Genomic DNA, 18,410 nt, shown 5'->3' with positions numbered 1-18,410 from the left:
GTGGATGCGGCCCAATTTGCCGACCGCATCCTCACAATCAGGCAGCAAGGCCTGCTGCGGTTTTGGGGAAAGCCACAAAGCCGGGCAGCGCTTCTATGCGGGCAAGCCACCGGCGGACGTTTTCATGCGGTACGAGGTTCACATTTCCTTCTGGCGCACTGACGATATAGCTGTAGAGCGCAATATCAGCGATGGTCGGTTTTTCATCGATGATGAACTGATGCTGCTCCAACTCCGCATTGATCAGCCCGAGAATGCGATGGGCGCGCGCGATAACTTCATCGGCACGAAAATCCGCACCGAACACGGTAATCAGCCGGGCGGCAGCCGGCCCATAGGCGATTTCGCCAGCGGCGACAGACAACCATTTCTGGACTTTTGCTGTCGACTGCAGGTCGTCAGGCAGCCAGTCCTTCCGGCCCAGTTTAGTGGCGAGATAAACGAGGATTGCGTTGGAATCATTGACGATGATGTCTCCGTCCTCAAGCACGGGCACCTGACCGAACGGATTGAGTTTGAGGAATGGCGCCGATTTGTGCTCGCCGTTTGCCAGATCGACGTCGATGACTTCGGCTTTCACACCGAGCAGCGAAAGACCGAGCAGGGCACGATGCGCATGGCCGGAAAGCGGAAAATGGTACAGTTTCATGAGAGGCTCCGTTGAGATGTGGAGCTAAAGCTCCGATGGCACGAAGGAGGCTATCGGTATCCACATTTCTGCAGTAGACAGATATTTATAGAGTTACCCTCTCACTTTTTGGAAGGTGAATATGGACCGGCTGGATGCCATGGCTGTTTTGTTGTCTGTCGTGGAAAACGGCAGTCTATCGGCAGCATCCCGGGCACTTCATTCACCTCTGCCGACGGTCAGCCGCAAGATATCAGAGCTTGAGGCGCAGCTTGGGGTTCAGCTGTTAGTGCGCACCAGCCGCAAGGCCCTGTTGACAGAAGCCGGAGAAAATTATGTCATTGCCGCGCGCGAGATCCTCGGCCGCGTTGAGGAAGCGGAACGCCGCGCATCCGGTGAATATGTTTCGCCACGCGGAGACCTGACAATCACAGCGCCGATCGTGTTTGGCCGCCTGCATGTCTTGCCGATCATCACCCAATTTCTGAAAGTGTTTCCCGATATCAATATCCGGCTTGTGATGAGTGACCGGTCCGTCAGCCTCGCAGACGAACATATCGATGTCGCTCTGCGTATCTCGGCGCTGTCTGAAAACCATCTGATTGCAACACGTCTCGGCGCGATCCGCACATGCGTTTACGCCAATCCAGATTATCTGCGCCGACACGGCCAACCACTCCATCCGCGCGATCTTGAAAACCACAGCTGTATCGCGTTTGAAGGCGTGCTCTCAAACCGGTTCTGGACATTCAAAGACACCGGTTCGGATATTACAGTCCCGGTACGGCCCCGTTTATCGGTCAATACGGCAGAGGCAGCTGTGGATGCTTCAGCCGATGGGTTGGGCATCACAAGGGTGATGTCCTATCAGGCGAAACGGGCCGTGGAAGCCGGCCTGCTCGTGCCGCTTCTGGAGGATTTCGAGCTGGACGCCTCACCCGTACATCTGGTTTATCTGTCGCAAGGGCTGATGACGCTGAAGCTCAGAACGTTTCTCGACTTTGCTGCTCCAAGACTTCGAGCCGTCCTGCAGCAGATCTAAGAACGCCTGAACTAATTGCTGTACATCAGCTTGCCGCTTCTCCCGCGTCTACACGATATGCAATGCCCTGCCGCTCACAGGTTTGTTCGCCTGGTTCCAGCCACCATTGAGAACCGCGGAAAGTGACCCAATTGCTTTCTTTATCGTCAAGGGTCGCCACTGGCAGGCATGCCGGATTGATACCCTAGAATGATCTTTGGTGTGGATTGATTGCTCGGTACAAAACGAACATTCTGCGCCAGCCAAAAACACTGACAGATTTAGGTATGGGGAACGGACACATGAACCTAAGAAATTTTACCTGACGACAGCAATCGATTGCGCCCCCATATCCACGCTGAAACCAAAACCGCTGGATATTGCTCTAACTACGGGCAAGCCGCACACCAAGTTTGCTGACCGAAAACGTTAAAGTCATGTCCGGGCATCACCGGTTTAACCATGCAGAAAACTATTATTGCCATGGGGAATATCTCTCTCGGTAATCTGTCATTCGGCTTAAAAGCTGCAAACTTTCGCCTGCGGCAGGTCACTTCGCGAAGAAAATCGTTGCCGAAATACGCCGGACCAGTGGCTATCCGACGGATGAGGTTGAGGGCGCTTGAGGCGCCCTTTTCAAAATGTCTTGGATAGGGGCGTGATCACCCCATTCTTTCCGAGGCATAACTGCCGGGGCTTGCAGGAAAGACCACGGTTTTGTGGCCGTTCAGGAATACCCGCTGGTGGATATGCGCGTGCACTGCTCTGGCCAAAACATGCGCTTCCACATCGCGTCCAATCGATACATAGTCGTCGGGCGATTGCGCATGCGTGATGCGAGCAACGTCCTGCTCGATAATTGGACCTTCGTCCAGATCGGCAGTCACGTAATGCGCCGTCGCCCCAATCAGCTTAACCCCCCGCTCAAATGCCTGTTTGTAAGGATTGGCACCCTTGAAGGATGGCAAAAACGAGTGGTGAATATTGATGATGCGGCCGGACATTTTTTTGCACACCCCGTCCGACAGGATTTGCATATAACGCGCCAGCACCACCAATTCAGCACCTGAATCCTCGACAATCGACATCAGCCTCGCTTCCGCTTCAGGCTTGTTTTCCTTGGTCACCTTGATGTGGTGAAACGGAATATCATTGTTCACAATAAGCTTCTGATAGGTGAGATGATTGGACACCACGCCGACAATATCGATCGGCAACGCACCGATTTTCCAGCGATACAACAGGTCGTTCAGGCAGTGGCCAAAATTGGACACCATCAGCAAAACCTTGGTGCGCTGGGCAGCATCATGGAAAGCAAACGCCATGTCGAAAGGCTTTGAGACCGGTTCGAAACTGCTGCGCAGTGTCTCGAGGTCCGTTCCAAGTTCCGAACGAAATGTGGTGCGCATAAAGAAGTTTTCGGTCTCCGGATCATCAAATTGCGCAGAATCCGTGATGTTGCAGCCATGCTCCGCCAGAAAGGTTGCGATGGCAGCGACGATCCCGCGACGGGACTGGCATTGAACGGTAAGGACAAAATTCTCCACGCGGGAACTCCATGAAGTCGTGATGGGATGGGGCAGCCGTCAGGCCGCAACAGTGAGGTGGGTAACAAGCAGGTCGGTCAGAGACCGCTCCCAGGTGGTCGGCACCATGACAAGAAATCTGTCGCGCTCCAGACGTTCAACCAGCACACCGACGTGGTGCAAAGACGTCTGTACGAAGGTCCCTGCCGGGAAGGCCGCGTCCGAAAAATCCAGGGCGATCACGCGGCCCAGCAAGCCTGCCGCCCCCTCTCCTTCGAGGATCAGGCAGACACGTGCATCGGAAAGATCAAGTGCCACAAGATCTTCCGGCACCGACATGTCAACCGGTGTTTCGGAGCGCAGAAGCACACGGTCCGGCGCAATCCGCCACACTGTCATCCCGGCACCATGAACAGGAGAACGATAGTCTGTCGGCAGCGACAGGCCTTGCGTCTTTAACACCGCGTCGGTGGCATTAGCGAAGGTTTCCCATCCCGCCAATTGTGTGAGGTGGCCAAGCGCGATTTCGGAAACCGACACGGGTTGCCCGTCACTGTTGAGACCACGAAGCGGAAGGTTATTTTTTTTAGCCATTTTGACGATGCCCTTCCGGATCGAAGAAGTGAGGGGAGGCGACCTTCGCGCGCAGTGTTTGGTTGCCAACAAAATCAACGATCTGGATCGTTTCGCCTATGCGTTCCGGTCCCTTGGACAACAAGGCCAGCGCAATGTTCTTTTTCAGAGCTGGTGAATAGGTTGTCGATGACACCCAGCCTTCGCCATGACCTTTCGCTGGAGAATTCAATCCGAACAGCAGTGATCCGGCCCTTGCACCGTCATCACCGACGATTTCCAGGCCAACCAGTGACGGGCGCGTTGCATCTTCCAGCACCACACGTTTGCGCAACACCGATCCGATGAAGGGTTTCTTGCTCGAAGCGAAAACTTCGAGACCAAGATCCTTCATGGTCGTGCGGCCCTCGATCTCAGCGCCAGCCACGTGGCCCTTTTCAATACGAAGGGCGCCCATCGCCTCGGTTCCATAGGGTTTGAGATGATGCGGAACACCCGCTTCGATCAGCGCGCGCCAGACCTTCGGGCCGGATTTGGCCGGGATGTAGATTTCATAGGCCAGCTCGCCGGAATAGCTCATCCGATGGAGGCGGCACGGCACACCTGCAATCGTCACATAGGTCAGGTGGTTGTTTGGCAACGCCTCTTTGCTCAAATCCGCGCCCGTCAGCGTCGCAAGAACAGTCCGGGACTTCGGGCCAGCGATGGCAATGGCTGCCCATTGATCCGTCACGGTTGTGACATGCACCTTGAGATCACGCCATGCCGTCTGCAGCAGGAACTCAGCCTGTGCCAGAACCTTGGCGGCATTGGCTGTTGTGGTCGACATGAAATAGTCGTTCTCGCCCAGACGCGCCGTCGCACCGTCATCAAGAACAAAACCGTCTTCTCGCAGCATGACGCCGTAGCGCAGGCGACCGATTGGCAAAGTCTTGAAGCCGTTTGCGTAAACGCGGTTGAGAAACTCCGCCGCATCCGGGCCCTGCACGGCAATCTTGCCAAGCGTCGACACGTCGACAATGCCGACATGGTCGCGCACATGGGCTGCTTCACGGATATAGGTATCGCGCAGTGTCTCGCCCTTGGCCGGGTAATACCAGGGGCGAAGCCAGGCACCCGCTTCTATCATCTCTGCACCATTTTGCTGGTGCCAGTCATGAATGGTCGACAGACGCGTCGGGCGGAAATGCAGGCCGTGATCGTGAGCAACGATCGCGCCAATGGCAACCGGCGTATAGGGCGGACGGAAGGTCGTTGTTCCGACCTTGGGAATGTCCATGCCTCTCAGCGCCGCCATTCTTGCCAGTGCATTGAGGTTGGAGGTTTTGCCCTGGTCGGCAGCCATGCCCGATGTAGTGTAACGCTTGAGATGTTCGACCGAGACATAACCTTCCAGATGCGCCTGATCGATGTCGGCAAGTTTCACATCGTGCTGGAAATCGATGAAAGCCTTGCCCGGCGTCGTGCCGTCGGCCTTTGTGATGACGGTGGTCGGCAGCAGATCGCGGCCCCAGAAATCACCGCCATTGGCTACAGTATCGACCTTGCCAGCGTCACCGCCGGCGTCGTACCCCTGCGTGATCGCTTCAGCGGTTGAGACAGCGGCAACAAGCGATCCAACGCTGGTGACGGTTGTTTTCTGCATCGGCAGAAATGCATCAAACTCCTGATGATATTGCGGTTTGCCGAAACGCTGGCTCCACAGATGCAGTGCCGGAGCCCAACCGCCCGATATCGCGACGACATCGCATTTGACAGCAATCTCCTTACCAGACGCCCGACCATTGGTGTCGACAGGCACGATGCGGGCGCCACGCACCTGGCCACGGCCCTCGGCTTTCAGGAGACCGTAACCAAGCCGAAGCTCCACGCCCGCAGTCTTGGCGCGGCTAGACAGTGCATCCAGAATGGTTCGGCGAAGATCACAGAGAATGACCTTCGCACCGGCCTTGGCGAGATCGATTGCAGTGCTGTAGGCACTGTCGTTGTTGGTCGCGACGACGACACTCTCACCGGCCAGAACAGCGTAACGGTTGAGATATTTACGCACGGCCGATGCCAACATCACACCGGGAACGTCATTGCCGGCAAAAACCATCGGTCGTTCAATGGCACCGGTGGCAAGAATTGCCCGTTTGGTGCGAACCAGCCAGTAACGCTGGCGCGGTTTGCCCGCTTCCGGCACCAGCAGATGATCCCGAAACCGTTCAACCAGCCCAAAGACATCACTGTCATAGGCACCAAACGCCGTTGTGCGGCTGAGTACCTGAACATTGGGCATATTCTTGAGTTCGGCCACGGCGTTGCGAAGCCATGTATCGCTTTCACCACCGGCACCTTCGCTCAGCAAAGAGCCCCCGAGTTCGTGATCCTGTTCAACCAGCATCACCTTGTCGCCCTTGCGGCCTGCGGCCAAGGCTGCAGCAAGTCCGGCAGGACCTGCCCCCACGATCAGCACATCACAAAAAGCATTGATCTTTTCGTAGTGATCCGGATCGTCAAGCGTTGTTGCCTTGCCCATGCCAGCGGCATTGCGGATGATTTTTTCGCAGGCCATCCAGAAGCCGGTGCCTTTGAACGGACCGATAAATGTCTTGTAGTAGAACCCGGCACCAAAGAAGCGCGACAGGGCACCGTTAACCGAACCGATATCAAACTTCAGGCTGGGCCATGCATTTTGCGGCGTCGAGATTAGACCATCGAACACCTCGACCATCGTTGCCTGTGCGTTGGGTTCGTGACGGGCGCCATCACGCAGATGAACCAGTGAATTCGGCTCTTCGACACCTGCAGCCATCAGACCGCGTGGGCGATGATATTTGAAACTGCGTGCGGTGATTTTCTGGCCACCGGCCAACAGGGCAGAAGCCAGACTATCGCCGGGATGAGCGACAAACGGTTTGCCATCAAACTGCACGGTAACTTTGCGGCTGCGGTCAATGCGTCCGCCGGTGGGAAGTCTGCGCGCTGTCATGCCGCCACCTCGCGGGCAAGATAGCTCGCCGAAATCTCATGGGTCAGCGTGTCACGCTCAACCACCACCCATTGGCGGCAGCCGGTCACATGGTGCCAATACTCCTTGTGCGGTCCGCGCGGATTGTCACGCATGAACACATAATCGAGCCAGGCTTTCGGATCGCTCTCGTTCATGTCAGGCCGGCGGATCGTCGCATCGGAGCCATAGGTAAACTCCGTTTCGTCCCTCAGCCCGCAGACGGGGCAATGAATTCTCAACATGATGGAACCTCAATGGGCGTTGGGTTGCGGGCCTGCGCCCTTTTCGTCGATCTGGTAGCCGCGTTCGAAACGTTCCAGCGTGAATTCGGCGTTGTCGGGGTGCGGTTCGCCCTTGGCGATTGTCCAGGCAAAGCAGTAACCGGAGGCAGGCGTTGCCTTGAAGCCGCCGTAGCACCAGCCACCATTCAGCCAGAGCCCCTCAACCGGCATCTTGCCGATGATCGGCGAGCCATCCATCGACATGTCCATGACCCCGGCCCAATGACGCAACAGCCGCAGTCGCGACAGCGACGGCATCAGCGCCTTGGCACTGTGCAGCGTATGTTCGACAATCGGCAGGCCGCCGCGCTGGGCATAGGAGTTGAAACCGTCGAGATCTCCACCAAGCACCAGTCCACCCTTGTCGGACTGGCTGATGTAGAAATGAGCGGCACCGAAGGAGATGATGCTGTCGACCAGTGGCTTCAGCGGCTCGGTCACAAAAGCCTGAAGAACATGGGTTTCGATTGGCAAACGCAAGCCGGCCTTTTCCGCCAGATGGCCGGTGTGACCGGCAACGGCAAGTGCCACCTTCTTGGCGCGGATCGGTCCACGGGTCGTTTCCACACCGACAATGGTACCATTATCCCAGATATACCCGGTCACTTCGCATTGCTGGATCAGGTCCACGCCTTGCTGGTCTGCGCCACGCGCAAATCCCCAAGCAACCGCGTCGTGACGAGCGGTCCCTGCCCGCGACTGGTAAATCGCACCATGGATCGGAAAACGGGCATTGGGCGAATAGTCGAGGTAGGGCAAACGGCGCATCACCTCTGCCCGGTCGAAAAGTTCGGCGTCGATACCATTGGCCCGCATGATATTGCCACGACGGCGGGCAGCATCCATCTGCCCCGGAGAGTGGCAGAGATTGTACTGACCACGCTGCGAGATCATGACATTGTAGTTCAGGTCCTGGCTCAGGTTTTCCCAGAGTTGCATCGACCGCTCGTAGAACATCGTATTGCCGGGCATCATGTAATTGGAGCGAACGATCGTGGTGTTACGACCGGTGTTGCCACCGCCGAGCCAACCCTTTTCCAGCACCGCGACATTACGGATGCCGTGCTCCTTGGCAAGGTAATAGGCTGTTGCCAGGCCATGGCCGCCGCCGCCGACAATGATCACGTCGTAGCTTGGCTTCGGCACCGGATCACGCCAGGCGCGGGTCCAGTTCCGGTTGCCACTCAGGCCGTGACGTAAAATAGACAGGGCAGAATAATGACTCATGCGATCTCCTCGCGGTAATCGATACTTTCGCGCACCACCTTGAGCACTTCGTCATTGCTCAGCAGGCCGCGTTCGATGGCTAGGTCTATGAAAGGGCGGCGCTCTATTGCTGATGCCTGAACAAGGCGGGATACCTCGGCGTATCCAAGCTTGGGCACAAACACGGTGGCCAGCGCCGATGACTGCATCAGATTTTTGAGCGATTGTTCTTCGTCGGCTTCTATGCCGGCGATGCATTTGTCTGCGAAGATGCGTGACGATTTGGCCAACAACTCGATGGAATCGAACAGGCGCGAGGCAATGACCGGTTCAAAATGGTTGATTTCCAACTGGCCTTGAAGGGCAGCCAGCGACACCGCCGCATCATTACCGACCACGGCAAATGCAACCTGTTGCATCATCATCGGCAAGACAGGATTGACCTTGCCTGGCATGATCGAAGAGCCCGGTTGTACCGAAGGTAGCCTCAGTTCACCAACACCGCTGTTGGGACCGGATGACAGGATGATCAAATCAGATGCGATCTTGCCGATGACCTCTCCACAAATGCGGATTTCCGACGAAACCCGCGCAAAGGCATCGGCATTCTGCATGGCATCGAACATATCATCACCGGGGCGTACATTCGCGCCGACGATCGCCTTCAAATGCCGGTAAACGGCTGAACGATATCCCGGCGCTGAACCCAGCCCCGTACCGATTGCCGTGCCGCCCAAAGGCAGAACAAGCATGTCTTCGCGCGCTTGCGACAGTTTGCTTTCCAGACGCCGGATGGAGGCCGCATAACCACCAAAGGCCTGCCCCAGCCGCATGGGTTGAGCCGCCTGCATGCAGGTGCGCCCTATCCGCAAAATATCCGCAAATTCAGTGGCCTTGACCTCAAGACACGCAGCGAGATGACCAAGCGCCGAAATCAGCGACGAAGCCTTGTCATAGACCGCCAGTTTGACGGCAGCGGGCAAAACATCATTGGTGGATTGCCCGGTATTGACGTGATCATTGGGGTGAATGCGACTATAATTGCCTGGCTCATCGCCCAATATCTGCAAGGCACGATTGGCGATCACTTCATTGACATTCATGTTGATCGACGTACCACCAGAGCCTTCCAGCAGATCGACGATGAACTGGTCTGAATGCAATCCGAATTCGATTTCTTCGGCCGCCTTATCGATCGCCTGCGCCACGTCGCGCGGCAATATGCCAATGTCGTGATTGGCCGCAGCGGCAGCCCGCTTGATCTGCGCAAGCGCCTTCAGCAGCTCCGGCGCATCACCCAATTTGTGAAAGGAGATATCGAAGTTCTCCTGTCCACGCAGCGTCGCGACCCCATACAATGCTCCGCAGGGTAACTCGCGCGCTCCCAGGCTGTCTGTGTCGGTTCTGGTATTTGGCATGGAGGTTCCAAGGTCCGTTCGTGTGATGCCGCAGCATCGCAAACTCCAGGAACCATTTGAACCGAATAAGCGAGACTTAAATTAATTCACTTATTTGCATTAATTCATCTAATAGTACGGGTGAGCTCGTTGCAAAACCGCTGTGAAGATTTTTATGTCAGACACACTCAAACGGCGGAGCAACACATGCTGGCAAAGATCGCATTCATCGGCACCAGTGGGACAATTGCGTCCATTGGCACAGACCAGTTTGACCTTCTGGATTATAATGCCAGTCAGCAACGGCTCGATGCGGCAGCGCTGATCGAGCGTATTGGCATTCAGGGGACGATCGCCGATATCAGGCCGGTCAATTTTCGCCAGATCGACAGCACGGCAATCACATCGGACGACTGGGCGGATCTGGCAGAAATTTGCTGCCAGTTGGCTGAAGATAGCAGCCTGCGCGGCATCGTGATCGGCCACGGTACGGCGAGCCTCGAAGAAACCGCATGGGTTCTGTCACTGGTTCTGGACCTGAAAATTCCTGTCATTCTCACCGGATCGATGCGGCCACTGACGGGAATTTCGACCGATGCCCATGCAAATCTGGCTGCGGCAATCCGCGCAGCGATCGCACCAACAACCGGACCCGGCGTATTTGTGGTCATCAATGACGAAATCCACGACCCAAAAACGGTCACGAAAACCCACACATTACGACTAGGTGCTTTCCAATCTCCCTGGGCTGCTCCGATCGGATATGTCGATGGAACCGAAGTCAGGTTTCAGCAGGTAAGCAAACGCAGACATGAACCCTTCGCACGCGATCTGCTGCGTGAGATGCCACGGGTGGATATCAGCTATAGTCATGTCGGTGCTGATGGATGTGCGATACAATCCTTTGTTGCGGCAGGCGCAAAAGGAATTGTTTCATCAGGTTTCGGGCCGGGAATGTCAACGCCTGCAGAAACGGCTGCATTACATGAAGCGGTGAATGCTGGCCTTGTTGTTGTGCAATCGTCCCGTACCGGTGCGGGCTTGGTGGTCGATAGTGCGCACCATCAAAGCCTCGGCATTCTTGCCGGTGGCGATATCAATCCCCAGAAAGCGCGCATCCTTTTGTCACTTTGCCTGGCCGCTGGTTACAGTCACGGTGACATTGCTGAAGTGTTTCACTCGCTCTGATCGCCTTCAATGAGCGGCGGTTTCCAGATCATCTCACCCGCCGTTTCGGCGAGCCAGGGAATGTGGCTAACGATCAGTGGCAACGTGTGCTTTACCAGCATCTGACGGGCGGCTTCGGCCACCCTTGGCCCCAATGTGTCAAACTCACCGCGTCTGGTCACCAGTGTCAATTCGCGGGAAAATCCGGGGCTTGGCAATGGCAACACCGAAAGCGCCGGCATGTGAATGGCGCCCTGAACGAGGCAGAGAGGCGTGGTGATGGCCACGCCAACGCCACCGGCTACCATTGCCAACAACGAGTCCGAGGTGTCGAAAGACAACACCTGCGGGTGTTCGATGCGCAGTCGTCTGAGATGCCGCTCGACCTGCATGCCCATATGCGAACGTGAACTGTAGCGAATGAGCCGGTGCTCAAACAGCAGATCCCTGAGTGGCTGGTTGCGCAGCGTATCCCCCCAGGCAACCGGCGCAACAAGAACGAATGGCTCCCGGTAAAGCGGGAAACGCATCATCTCATCCAGTTCGTCCATCGGGTCCGAGGTGATCGCTGCATCGATCTCGTGACGCATCAGGGCGTCGGTGTGTGAGTGTGCAAGGCCTGAAAAGGCTGTCACGCGCAGCGCGATCGCGCCCTCCATCAGATCGCGGATCAGCACCGGACCAACGGATGAGGCAAAGGTGTCGACCATGCCCAATCGCAGGTCCTGCCGTTCAGGCCGCCTTGCCGTTGCCCTCACCTCTTCAATCGCCCGCTCGGCGCGATTGGCAATCTCGCGGATATGAGCCACCAGCACCCGCCCCGCCTCCGTTGCAACAAGCGGACGCCGGTCGCGATGAACTAGCGTCACCTCGACTTGCGCTTCAGCGCGCTTCATGGCTTGAGAGACCGCTGATTGGGTCATGCCCAACTGCGCGGCGGCAGCACTCATGCTGCCTTGCTCGATCACAGTTGCAGCAATTTCCAGAGCGTGCAAATCCGGTAGGGGCATCTGCTTAGTTTACCTGAATTAATCTTTGTCAGTAATATGACTACTACTCTCAAATCACCATTGAAGCAACGGCCGCAATTGGAGACATTCCACTCACATCAGCTTTCCCAGTCGCAACAACAAAAATGCAGACGACACCGATGCCTGAAAGTGATGCAAACAAACTGTTCAAAAAGGGGAACGAAATGTTCAAACTGAAAGCAATTTTTCTGGCGACAGCCTTCGCTTTCGTTGGTTTTTCCGCATCGGCACAGTCCTGCGGTGACGATACCTTGTGCAAGGTCAAAGCCTCAGGTGTCCTGAAGGTCGGCACCAAAGACGACTACGTGCCTTGGTCCTACCGCGCCTCCGATGGCAGCTTCAAAGGCATGGAAGTCGATATCGGCAAAAAAATTGCTGAAACCCTCGGCGTCAAAGCCGAATTCGTCAAAGTAACCTCCGCAAATCGTTTCGAATTTCTGGCGCAGGGCCAGATCGATCTGATGATTGCCTCCGCTTCAGATACCGCTGAACGACGCAAAGTGGTCGCTTTTGTTCACCCGAATTATTATTCGTCCGGTTACACACTTCTGCTTGCAAAAGCCGTCACGGCAACAGAGTGGTCGCAGCTTGCTGACCAGACCGTCTGCGCAGTACAGGGTGCCTGGTACAACAAGCCTGCGCAGGAAGAGCTGAAACTGAAGGTTCTGGCTTTTGCCGGCACGGCCGAAACCGAGGCCGCGATGACGCAGGGACGCTGCATTGGCCTGCTTGAAGACGACAACCAGATCAACGTTCGTCTCTCCAACCCGAAATGGGGCGAGTACCAGAAACCACTGTCGAGCCAGGCAGATACCCCATGGGGCATGGCGGTGCGCCAGAGTGACCAGTTTGCTCCATTCGGCCTGTCAATTTCCGGCATCATCTCCGAAATGCACCGTGACGGCACGTTGCTCGCGCTCGAAAAAGAGCATGGTATCGCAAACTCTGCCTTCCTCATCAAAATGCACGATGCTCTGAAAGATCACGTCAACTGATCCTTGAACCGTAAACAGTCCGGGGCGCCAATGCTCCGGACAGCACTGAGGATTGGGCTGTGATTACAGAGATCCAGACATTTTTTCGCGATCTGGCGGCATCGGGGATCAATCTCACGATCTTCTATGACGCCTTCGATTTCGACCGTTTCACCACCGGTCTTGGCAACACATTACTCCTGATCCTGATCAGCGCATTTTTCTCCATCGTCATCGGTGCGGCCTGCGCCGCAATCCTGTCGCTGTCCACGGGGTGGCCGACAAAAATCATCCGGGGTTACGTTGCTTTGTTCCGCAACACGCCACTGATCGTGCAGATGTATTTTTTCTATTTTGCGATCGGCAGCATCATGCCGGTGGGTCGCAGTGAGATAGGGCTGCCCCAACCCTTGATCGGCAGTTTCAGCTGGGCGGTGATTTCGCTTTCACTCTATTCTGGCGCATTTAATACCGAGACGTTTCGGGCCGGTGTGGGTGCTGTCCATGGCTCCTATCAGGAGGCAGCTTTTGCACTCGGCTATAACAAACGCCAGGCATTCTTTTCTGTCACCGTGCCGTTGGCGTTGCGTTTTTCATTTGCATCTCTCGCCAACAATCTGGTCGATCTGACAAAGGCAACAACTGTCGCCTATGCCGTTGGTGTCGCTGAACTCCTTTACGTTTCCAACCAGATCTGGTCGGATTCCCTCAACACCATCGAAATGATGAATGTGATGCTGGTGATCTACCTGATCCTGACCGGAGCCGTCGTCGTCATCATCAACAGGGTCGAAGCCGCCATGCGCCTGCCTGGCTTTGGACTGGGAGACGGACAATGAACCAGACCAGCATTCTCCCCCAGATTCTTGAATGGATGCCATTCGTTCTTCAAGGTTTTGGGCTCAACATTCTCATGAGCCTGATGGCAATCGCCATTGGCACGGCCATCGGTACGTTTCTGGGCTTTGGACAATTGTCGCCCAGCATGGCGGTTGGGGGGCCATCAAAGCTTGCAACACAGCTGTTTCGCAACGCGCCCTGGCTGGTTCTGTTATTCTACTGCATCTTTCTCATTCCCTATCAGGTGAATATTGCAGGCATAACCATACAGTTGCCGAGCTGGCTGCGAGCAACCATCGGCTTTTCTTTTCCGGTGGCAGCCAATTTTTCCGAAATCGTCCGCGGCTCGGTCAACTCGGTGCCACGTGGACAGTGGGAAGCCGCCGAGGCACTTGGTTACAGCCGTCGCGCAACGCTATTCAGGATCATCCTGCCCCAGTGCATCACACGCATGGTTCCTCCGTGGATGAACCTCTATGCGCTTCTGCTGACAGCCACTCCCCTGTCGATGATTGTCGGTGTTGAGGAAGCTCTTGGTCGTACCCAGGCAGCTGTGCAAGCCCAGAGCGACTCCCGGGTTTTGATCCCGATGTATCTCGCTCTTCTCACGATGTTCTTTGTCTACACATGGCCGATCAATCGACTGTCGTTGATGCTCGAACGCCGCTTCCGCACAAAATGAGGTGCTGACATGACTATTAATTCAAATGCGAAGCCATTGATTTCTCTTCGTGGCGTCCGCAAGTCCTTCGGCACGTTTGAGGTACTTCGTGGCATAGACATGGATATTCGCAAAGGCGAAGTTGTGGCGATCATCGGCCCTTCTGGTTCCGGAAAGTCGACGATCCTGCGTACCATCAACGGGCTGACACCGATCAATGAAGGCACCATCCAGGTTGGCGACATCAATGTCAGTGACCCGAAGCTCGATCAGGTCAAGTTGCGTCATCGCGTTGGCATGGTATTTCAGCAATACAATCTGTTTCCGCATAAAACCGTTCTGGAAAATGTTGCCATGGCACCAATCCAGGTGCTCAAGCAGCCGCGCAAGCAGGTGGAAGAACGGGCTCGCAGGCTATTGTCCGAAATGCGCCTGCCCGACAAGGCGGCGGCCTACCCCGGCGAACTGTCTGGAGGCCAGCAGCAACGTGTGGCAATCGCCCGCGCACTTTGTATGGAGCCAGAGGTCATCCTCTTCGATGAAGTGACGGCGGCGCTTGATCCGGAAATGGTCAAGGAAGTGCTCTCGGCCGTTCGAAAAGTCGCAGAAGACGGCATGACATGTATCCTTGTCACCCACGAAATGGGCTTTGCCCGCGAGGCAGCAGACCATGTCTACTTCACCGACAAGGGCGTGATTGTCGAACATGCACCGCCGGCCGATTTTTTCACCAAGGCCAGCGATCCACGCACCAAAGAATTCCTGTCCAAGGTGCTGTAATGTCGAGGATCATTGATGGGAAACTGTTCGCGCAGCGGCTGCGTGAATTTATAGGCCAGCAGGTTGCGATTATCAAAACCGAGCACGGTGTTGTGCCGGGTTTGGCAACCATATTGGTGGGACAGGATCCAGCCTCCGAGGTCTACGTGCGCAACAAGGCGCGCCAAACGATTGAAGTCGGCATGGCATCGTTCAAGCACACACTTGATACCGCCATATCGGAAGCAGAGCTGCTGGATCTGATCGCGGATCTGAACGCAAATGAAGACGTCCATGGCATTCTCGTTCAATTGCCACTGCCCGCGCATATCACTGCCGAGCGCGTGATCAACGCGATTGATCCGCGCAAGGATGTCGATGGTTTCAATGTGTCCAATGTCGGCTTGCTGGGAACCGGCCAGCCGGCCATGCTGCCCTGCACTCCCTTGGGCTGCATGATGCTGCTGCGCGAGCAGTTCGGTTCGTTGACAGGAAAAAACGCACTGGTGGTTGGCCGCTCGAACATTGTTGGAAAACCGATGGCGCAACTGCTTCTGGCCGATGATTGCACAGTCACCATTGCCCATCGTTACAGTGAAAATCTGGAGGAACATTGCCGACGCGCCGATATTCTGGTGGTGGCCGTCGGCAAACCAGAGATGATCCCGGGTGCCTGGATCAAACCCGGCGCGACGGTGATCGATGTTGGCATCAACCGCATTGAACGCAATGGCAAACCAACCCTTGTTGGTGATGCTGATTTTGCTTCCGCATCGGAAGTCGCGGGTGCGATCACGCCGGTCCCGGGCGGCGTTGGCCCAATGACCATTGCCTGCCTGTTGTTAAACACACTGACGGCATTTTGCCGTTCGAAGGGTGTGCCTGAGCCTGCCAATTCTGGCCTTGAATTGGTCAATGGCATCGGCGTAATTCAGGAGTTAAAAAAAGCCAGCTGATTTGAGCGTTTCGGATTACGTTTTGATGCAACTGAGAACGCGATTGCTTCGAGGGTAGCCCAGCTCCTAAGGTAAAGTTCTGTTACCGCAATGTTCGGTTCCGAACCAGGCAGCATAAATATGGCTTATGCCGTTTGTCCTATGCTGCCCGGTCTTGTTGGACGCCCGTTTCAGGCAGCCATTTTTTCCAGTTCGGCGAGAGCATCGCCAGGAAGCTCGATGTTCTCTACAGCGAGATTCTCCCTCAAATGAACTCGCGAGGATGTGCCGGGGATCAACAGAATGTTCGGGGAGCGATGGAGAAGCCAGGCGAGAGCCACTTGCAATGGTGTCGCGCCAAGCCGAGACGCAACATCCGACAAGGCTGCAGATTGCAGTGGCGAAAAGCCACCGAGCGGGAAGAACGGCACATAGGCAATTCCTTCTGCGCCAAGCTTTTCAATCAACGCATCGTCGCCACGGTGGGCAAGATTGTACTGGTTCTGTACGCAGACAATGTCGGTGATCTTTTTTCCGTCATCGATCTGTTTTGCGGTGACATTGGACAAGCCAATATTTCGGATCAACCCCTGTCGTTTCAGATCTGCCAACACTTCGAGCGGTTCATCAAGAGAGCCTTCCGCAGGGCCATGGACATCGAACATGGCGCGCAGATTAACCACATCCAGAACGTCTAGACCGAGATTGCGAAGGTTTTCATGCACCGCCTGCGTCAGATCTTCCCGCGAAAAGGCCGGGTTCCATGAAGCGTCCGCGCCGCGCGTTGCACCGATCTTCGTGACGATCACAAGGTCATCGCTATAGGGATGTAGCGCTTCACGAATGATCTGGTTGGTGATGTGCGGTCCGTAAAAGTCGCTAGTGTCAATATGGTTGACACCGCTTTCGATCGCCTCACGCAAAACGGCAATGGCTTCCGCATGATCGCGCGGCGGACCGAACACACCCTTGCCCGCAAGCTGCATTGCCCCGTAACCGAGCCGGTTTACTGAGCGCCCACCGAGGATAAAGGTACCGGATTTTCCAATTGAAGTCATGGCTTTGTCTCCTGTTTCGAGTTCCAAAGTAAGCGCCTGACATAGAGGTCACAATCCGCTAGAATCCGGACATGCTGTCCGCTTGCCCGGACAATCTGCAGTCAGAAACAGGAGAGCCGGATGCGAGAAATGGCCGATATCGAGGCTTTCCTACTGGTCGCACGTGCGAAAGGCTTTCGTGAGGCATCGCGTGTTAGTGGAACGAGTTCATCCTCCCTAAGCGATGCCGTCAAGCGGCTTGAAGCTGATCTCGGGGTGCGGTTGCTCAACCGCACAACACGCAGCGTGTTGCCAACTGAGGCTGGACGCACGCTGATGGAACGTTTGGGGCCTGCCTTTTCCGAAATCACATCTGCACTTGACCAGGCAACCAGCCACGGAGACCGCCCGGCTGGTTCGTTGAAGCTTAATGTCCCCGCCAGTGCTGCCAGGCTCGTTCTACCGCGCGTTGTGCCGGCTTTTCTGGCCACCTATCCGGACATCAGGCTGGAGATCGTCACGGAGGAGAGCTTCGTTGACATCATTGAAGGCGGTTATGACGCCGGAATCCGCTACGATGAGCGGCTGGAACAGGACATGATTGCCGTGCCGATCGGCCCGCGTGTGCAGCGTTATGCCCTCGCAGCATCCCCCTCCTATCTTGCAGCACGCGGCACACCCCAAACCCCGCACGAACTTCTGTCGCATGATTGCATCCGGGGGCGCTTTTCGGGCCGCGCCATACCCGCCTGGGAATTTGAGCGCGATGGAAAGGAGTTGATAATCGAGCCCAGTGGCAATCTGATCGTGCAGTCCGGTGGCGCCACCGATCTTGGCATTGAAGCGGCGAAAGCTGGCCTTGGCATCATGTATATGTTTGAGGACTGGCTGAGACCACACTTCGCGGACAAGACGCTTTTACCAATCATGGAAGACTGGTGGCTGAGCTTTTCTGGCCCGTTTCTCTACTATCCGGGCCGCCGTCTTGTTCCATCTCCACTGCGTGCCTTTATTGATTTCATCAAGGCAATGCCGCGATGACATCTCGCAAACGGAATTGTTTCTTCAGCGCGGTTTGTTGGCGTATCGCGCCAGATAAACGAACTGTGTGATGAGCCCAACGACAAAGGTTGCGGCCACAGTTCCAAGAGCGACTTTCAAAATGATCGAATCCGGATCAGCCGCAATCGGGTGTCCGTCTGGCACTCGACGCAGGGTCTCGGAGACTGAAGGCACCATGAGCAGAAATACCGAAAGGCTCAACAGGAATGTCTCCAGATACTTTTGCAGACGCCCCAGAAAAGCCAGCCGATGCACGGTGTAACCGCCGATCAGACACAGCAGGGTATCCTCACGGCGCACCGGGAAAATCAGTCGGA

At 55.9% G+C, this 18,410-nt stretch carries 18 protein-coding genes; 8 read left to right on the top strand and 10 right to left on the bottom strand.

Annotation, left to right across the window (positions count from 1 at the left end; genetic code table 11):
- Positions 1-37: 37 nt before the first annotated feature.
- On the bottom strand, positions 38-649 hold the full coding sequence (locus tag ACZ5FM_RS25500; protein ID WP_250984062.1) for a glutathione S-transferase family protein: 612 nt from the start codon (positions 647-649) through the stop codon (positions 38-40).
- Between the two features lie 121 nt (positions 650-770).
- Between ACZ5FM_RS25500 and ACZ5FM_RS25495 the strand changes: the two genes are divergently transcribed.
- Entirely contained in the window at positions 771-1,670 is a 900-nt protein-coding gene (locus ACZ5FM_RS25495; RefSeq protein WP_312950365.1) for a LysR family transcriptional regulator, read from the top strand.
- Between the two features lie 641 nt (positions 1,671-2,311).
- Here ACZ5FM_RS25495 and purU read toward each other — a convergent pair.
- Genes purU through ACZ5FM_RS25465 form a run of 6 tightly spaced genes read right to left on the bottom strand, consistent with a single transcriptional unit; the run spans position 2,312 to position 9,648 of the window.
- Entirely contained in the window at positions 2,312-3,196 is an 885-nt protein-coding gene (gene purU, locus ACZ5FM_RS25490; RefSeq protein ID WP_312950366.1) for a formyltetrahydrofolate deformylase, read from the bottom strand.
- A 39-nt stretch (positions 3,197-3,235) separates the two neighbouring features.
- Complete coding sequence (locus ACZ5FM_RS25485; protein ID WP_312950369.1) at positions 3,236-3,769, bottom strand: sarcosine oxidase subunit gamma; 534 nt, start codon at positions 3,767-3,769, stop codon at positions 3,236-3,238.
- Positions 3,762-6,722, bottom strand: a complete 2,961-nt coding sequence (locus ACZ5FM_RS25480; protein ID WP_464041194.1) for a sarcosine oxidase subunit alpha family protein — start codon at positions 6,720-6,722, stop codon at positions 3,762-3,764. Before ACZ5FM_RS25480 ends, ACZ5FM_RS25485 begins: the two co-directional genes overlap by 8 nt.
- Positions 6,719-6,985 carry a sarcosine oxidase subunit delta gene (locus ACZ5FM_RS25475; RefSeq protein ID WP_250984067.1) on the bottom strand — a complete coding sequence of 89 codons (267 nt, stop codon included), beginning with the start codon at positions 6,983-6,985 and terminating at the stop codon, positions 6,719-6,721. The genes ACZ5FM_RS25480 and ACZ5FM_RS25475 overlap by 4 nt, the downstream gene beginning before the upstream one ends.
- Before the next feature lie 9 nt (positions 6,986-6,994).
- Entirely contained in the window at positions 6,995-8,251 is a 1,257-nt protein-coding gene (locus ACZ5FM_RS25470; RefSeq protein WP_464041193.1) for a sarcosine oxidase subunit beta family protein, read from the bottom strand.
- Positions 8,248-9,648: an aspartate ammonia-lyase gene (locus tag ACZ5FM_RS25465; RefSeq protein ID WP_312950380.1), complete on the bottom strand. Its 1,401-nt coding sequence runs from the start codon at positions 9,646-9,648 to the stop codon at positions 8,248-8,250. Before ACZ5FM_RS25465 ends, ACZ5FM_RS25470 begins: the two co-directional genes overlap by 4 nt.
- Before the next feature lie 186 nt (positions 9,649-9,834).
- Between ACZ5FM_RS25465 and ACZ5FM_RS25460 the strand changes: the two genes are divergently transcribed.
- The gene (locus tag ACZ5FM_RS25460; protein ID WP_464041191.1) at positions 9,835-10,815 is read left to right on the top strand and encodes an asparaginase; all 981 of its coding nucleotides are present in this window, start codon (positions 9,835-9,837) and stop codon (positions 10,813-10,815) included.
- Here ACZ5FM_RS25460 and ACZ5FM_RS25455 read toward each other — a convergent pair.
- Positions 10,803-11,804: a LysR family transcriptional regulator gene (locus ACZ5FM_RS25455; protein ID WP_250984071.1), complete on the bottom strand. Its 1,002-nt coding sequence runs from the start codon at positions 11,802-11,804 to the stop codon at positions 10,803-10,805. The two genes, ACZ5FM_RS25460 and ACZ5FM_RS25455, sit on opposite strands and share 13 nt — an antisense overlap.
- 185 nt (positions 11,805-11,989) lie before the next feature.
- Here ACZ5FM_RS25455 and ACZ5FM_RS25450 point away from each other — a divergent pair, with 185 nt between their 5' ends.
- From ACZ5FM_RS25450 to folD, 5 genes are read left to right on the top strand one after another with little or no spacing between them, the layout of a single operon-like run.
- A complete protein-coding gene (locus ACZ5FM_RS25450; protein ID WP_464041190.1) occupies positions 11,990-12,820 on the top strand; it encodes a transporter substrate-binding domain-containing protein in 831 nt (276 codons plus the stop codon).
- A gap of 59 nt (positions 12,821-12,879) precedes the next feature.
- A complete protein-coding gene (locus tag ACZ5FM_RS25445) occupies positions 12,880-13,638 on the top strand; it encodes an amino acid ABC transporter permease (RefSeq protein ID WP_250984073.1) in 759 nt (252 codons plus the stop codon).
- Positions 13,635-14,321, top strand: coding sequence for an amino acid ABC transporter permease (locus ACZ5FM_RS25440; RefSeq protein ID WP_192490911.1), 687 nt, complete (start codon positions 13,635-13,637; stop codon positions 14,319-14,321). Before ACZ5FM_RS25445 ends, ACZ5FM_RS25440 begins: the two co-directional genes overlap by 4 nt.
- Before the next feature lie 9 nt (positions 14,322-14,330).
- The gene (locus ACZ5FM_RS25435; RefSeq protein WP_305852560.1) at positions 14,331-15,080 is read left to right on the top strand and encodes an amino acid ABC transporter ATP-binding protein; all 750 of its coding nucleotides are present in this window, start codon (positions 14,331-14,333) and stop codon (positions 15,078-15,080) included.
- On the top strand, positions 15,080-16,015 hold the full coding sequence (folD, locus tag ACZ5FM_RS25430) for a bifunctional methylenetetrahydrofolate dehydrogenase/methenyltetrahydrofolate cyclohydrolase FolD (RefSeq protein ID WP_312950398.1): 936 nt from the start codon (positions 15,080-15,082) through the stop codon (positions 16,013-16,015). The genes ACZ5FM_RS25435 and folD overlap by 1 nt, the downstream gene beginning before the upstream one ends.
- A gap of 170 nt (positions 16,016-16,185) precedes the next feature.
- On the opposite strand, the gene ACZ5FM_RS25425 is transcribed toward folD, so the two are convergent.
- On the bottom strand, positions 16,186-17,052 hold the full coding sequence (locus ACZ5FM_RS25425; RefSeq protein WP_464041189.1) for an aldo/keto reductase family oxidoreductase: 867 nt from the start codon (positions 17,050-17,052) through the stop codon (positions 16,186-16,188).
- Between the two features lie 120 nt (positions 17,053-17,172).
- Between ACZ5FM_RS25425 and ACZ5FM_RS25420 the strand changes: the two genes are divergently transcribed.
- Positions 17,173-18,072, top strand: a complete 900-nt coding sequence (locus tag ACZ5FM_RS25420; RefSeq protein WP_464041188.1) for a LysR substrate-binding domain-containing protein — start codon at positions 17,173-17,175, stop codon at positions 18,070-18,072.
- A 24-nt stretch (positions 18,073-18,096) separates the two neighbouring features.
- Here the strand turns inward: ACZ5FM_RS25420 and ACZ5FM_RS25415 are convergent, their stop codons facing one another.
- Positions 18,097-18,393: a hypothetical protein gene (locus ACZ5FM_RS25415; RefSeq protein ID WP_312950406.1), complete on the bottom strand. Its 297-nt coding sequence runs from the start codon at positions 18,391-18,393 to the stop codon at positions 18,097-18,099.
- Positions 18,394-18,410: the final 17 nt, after the last annotated feature.

This window comes from Agrobacterium sp. 5Ca50 (assembly GCF_055381905.1).
This window is presented reverse-complemented; position numbering and strand designations above follow the sequence as displayed.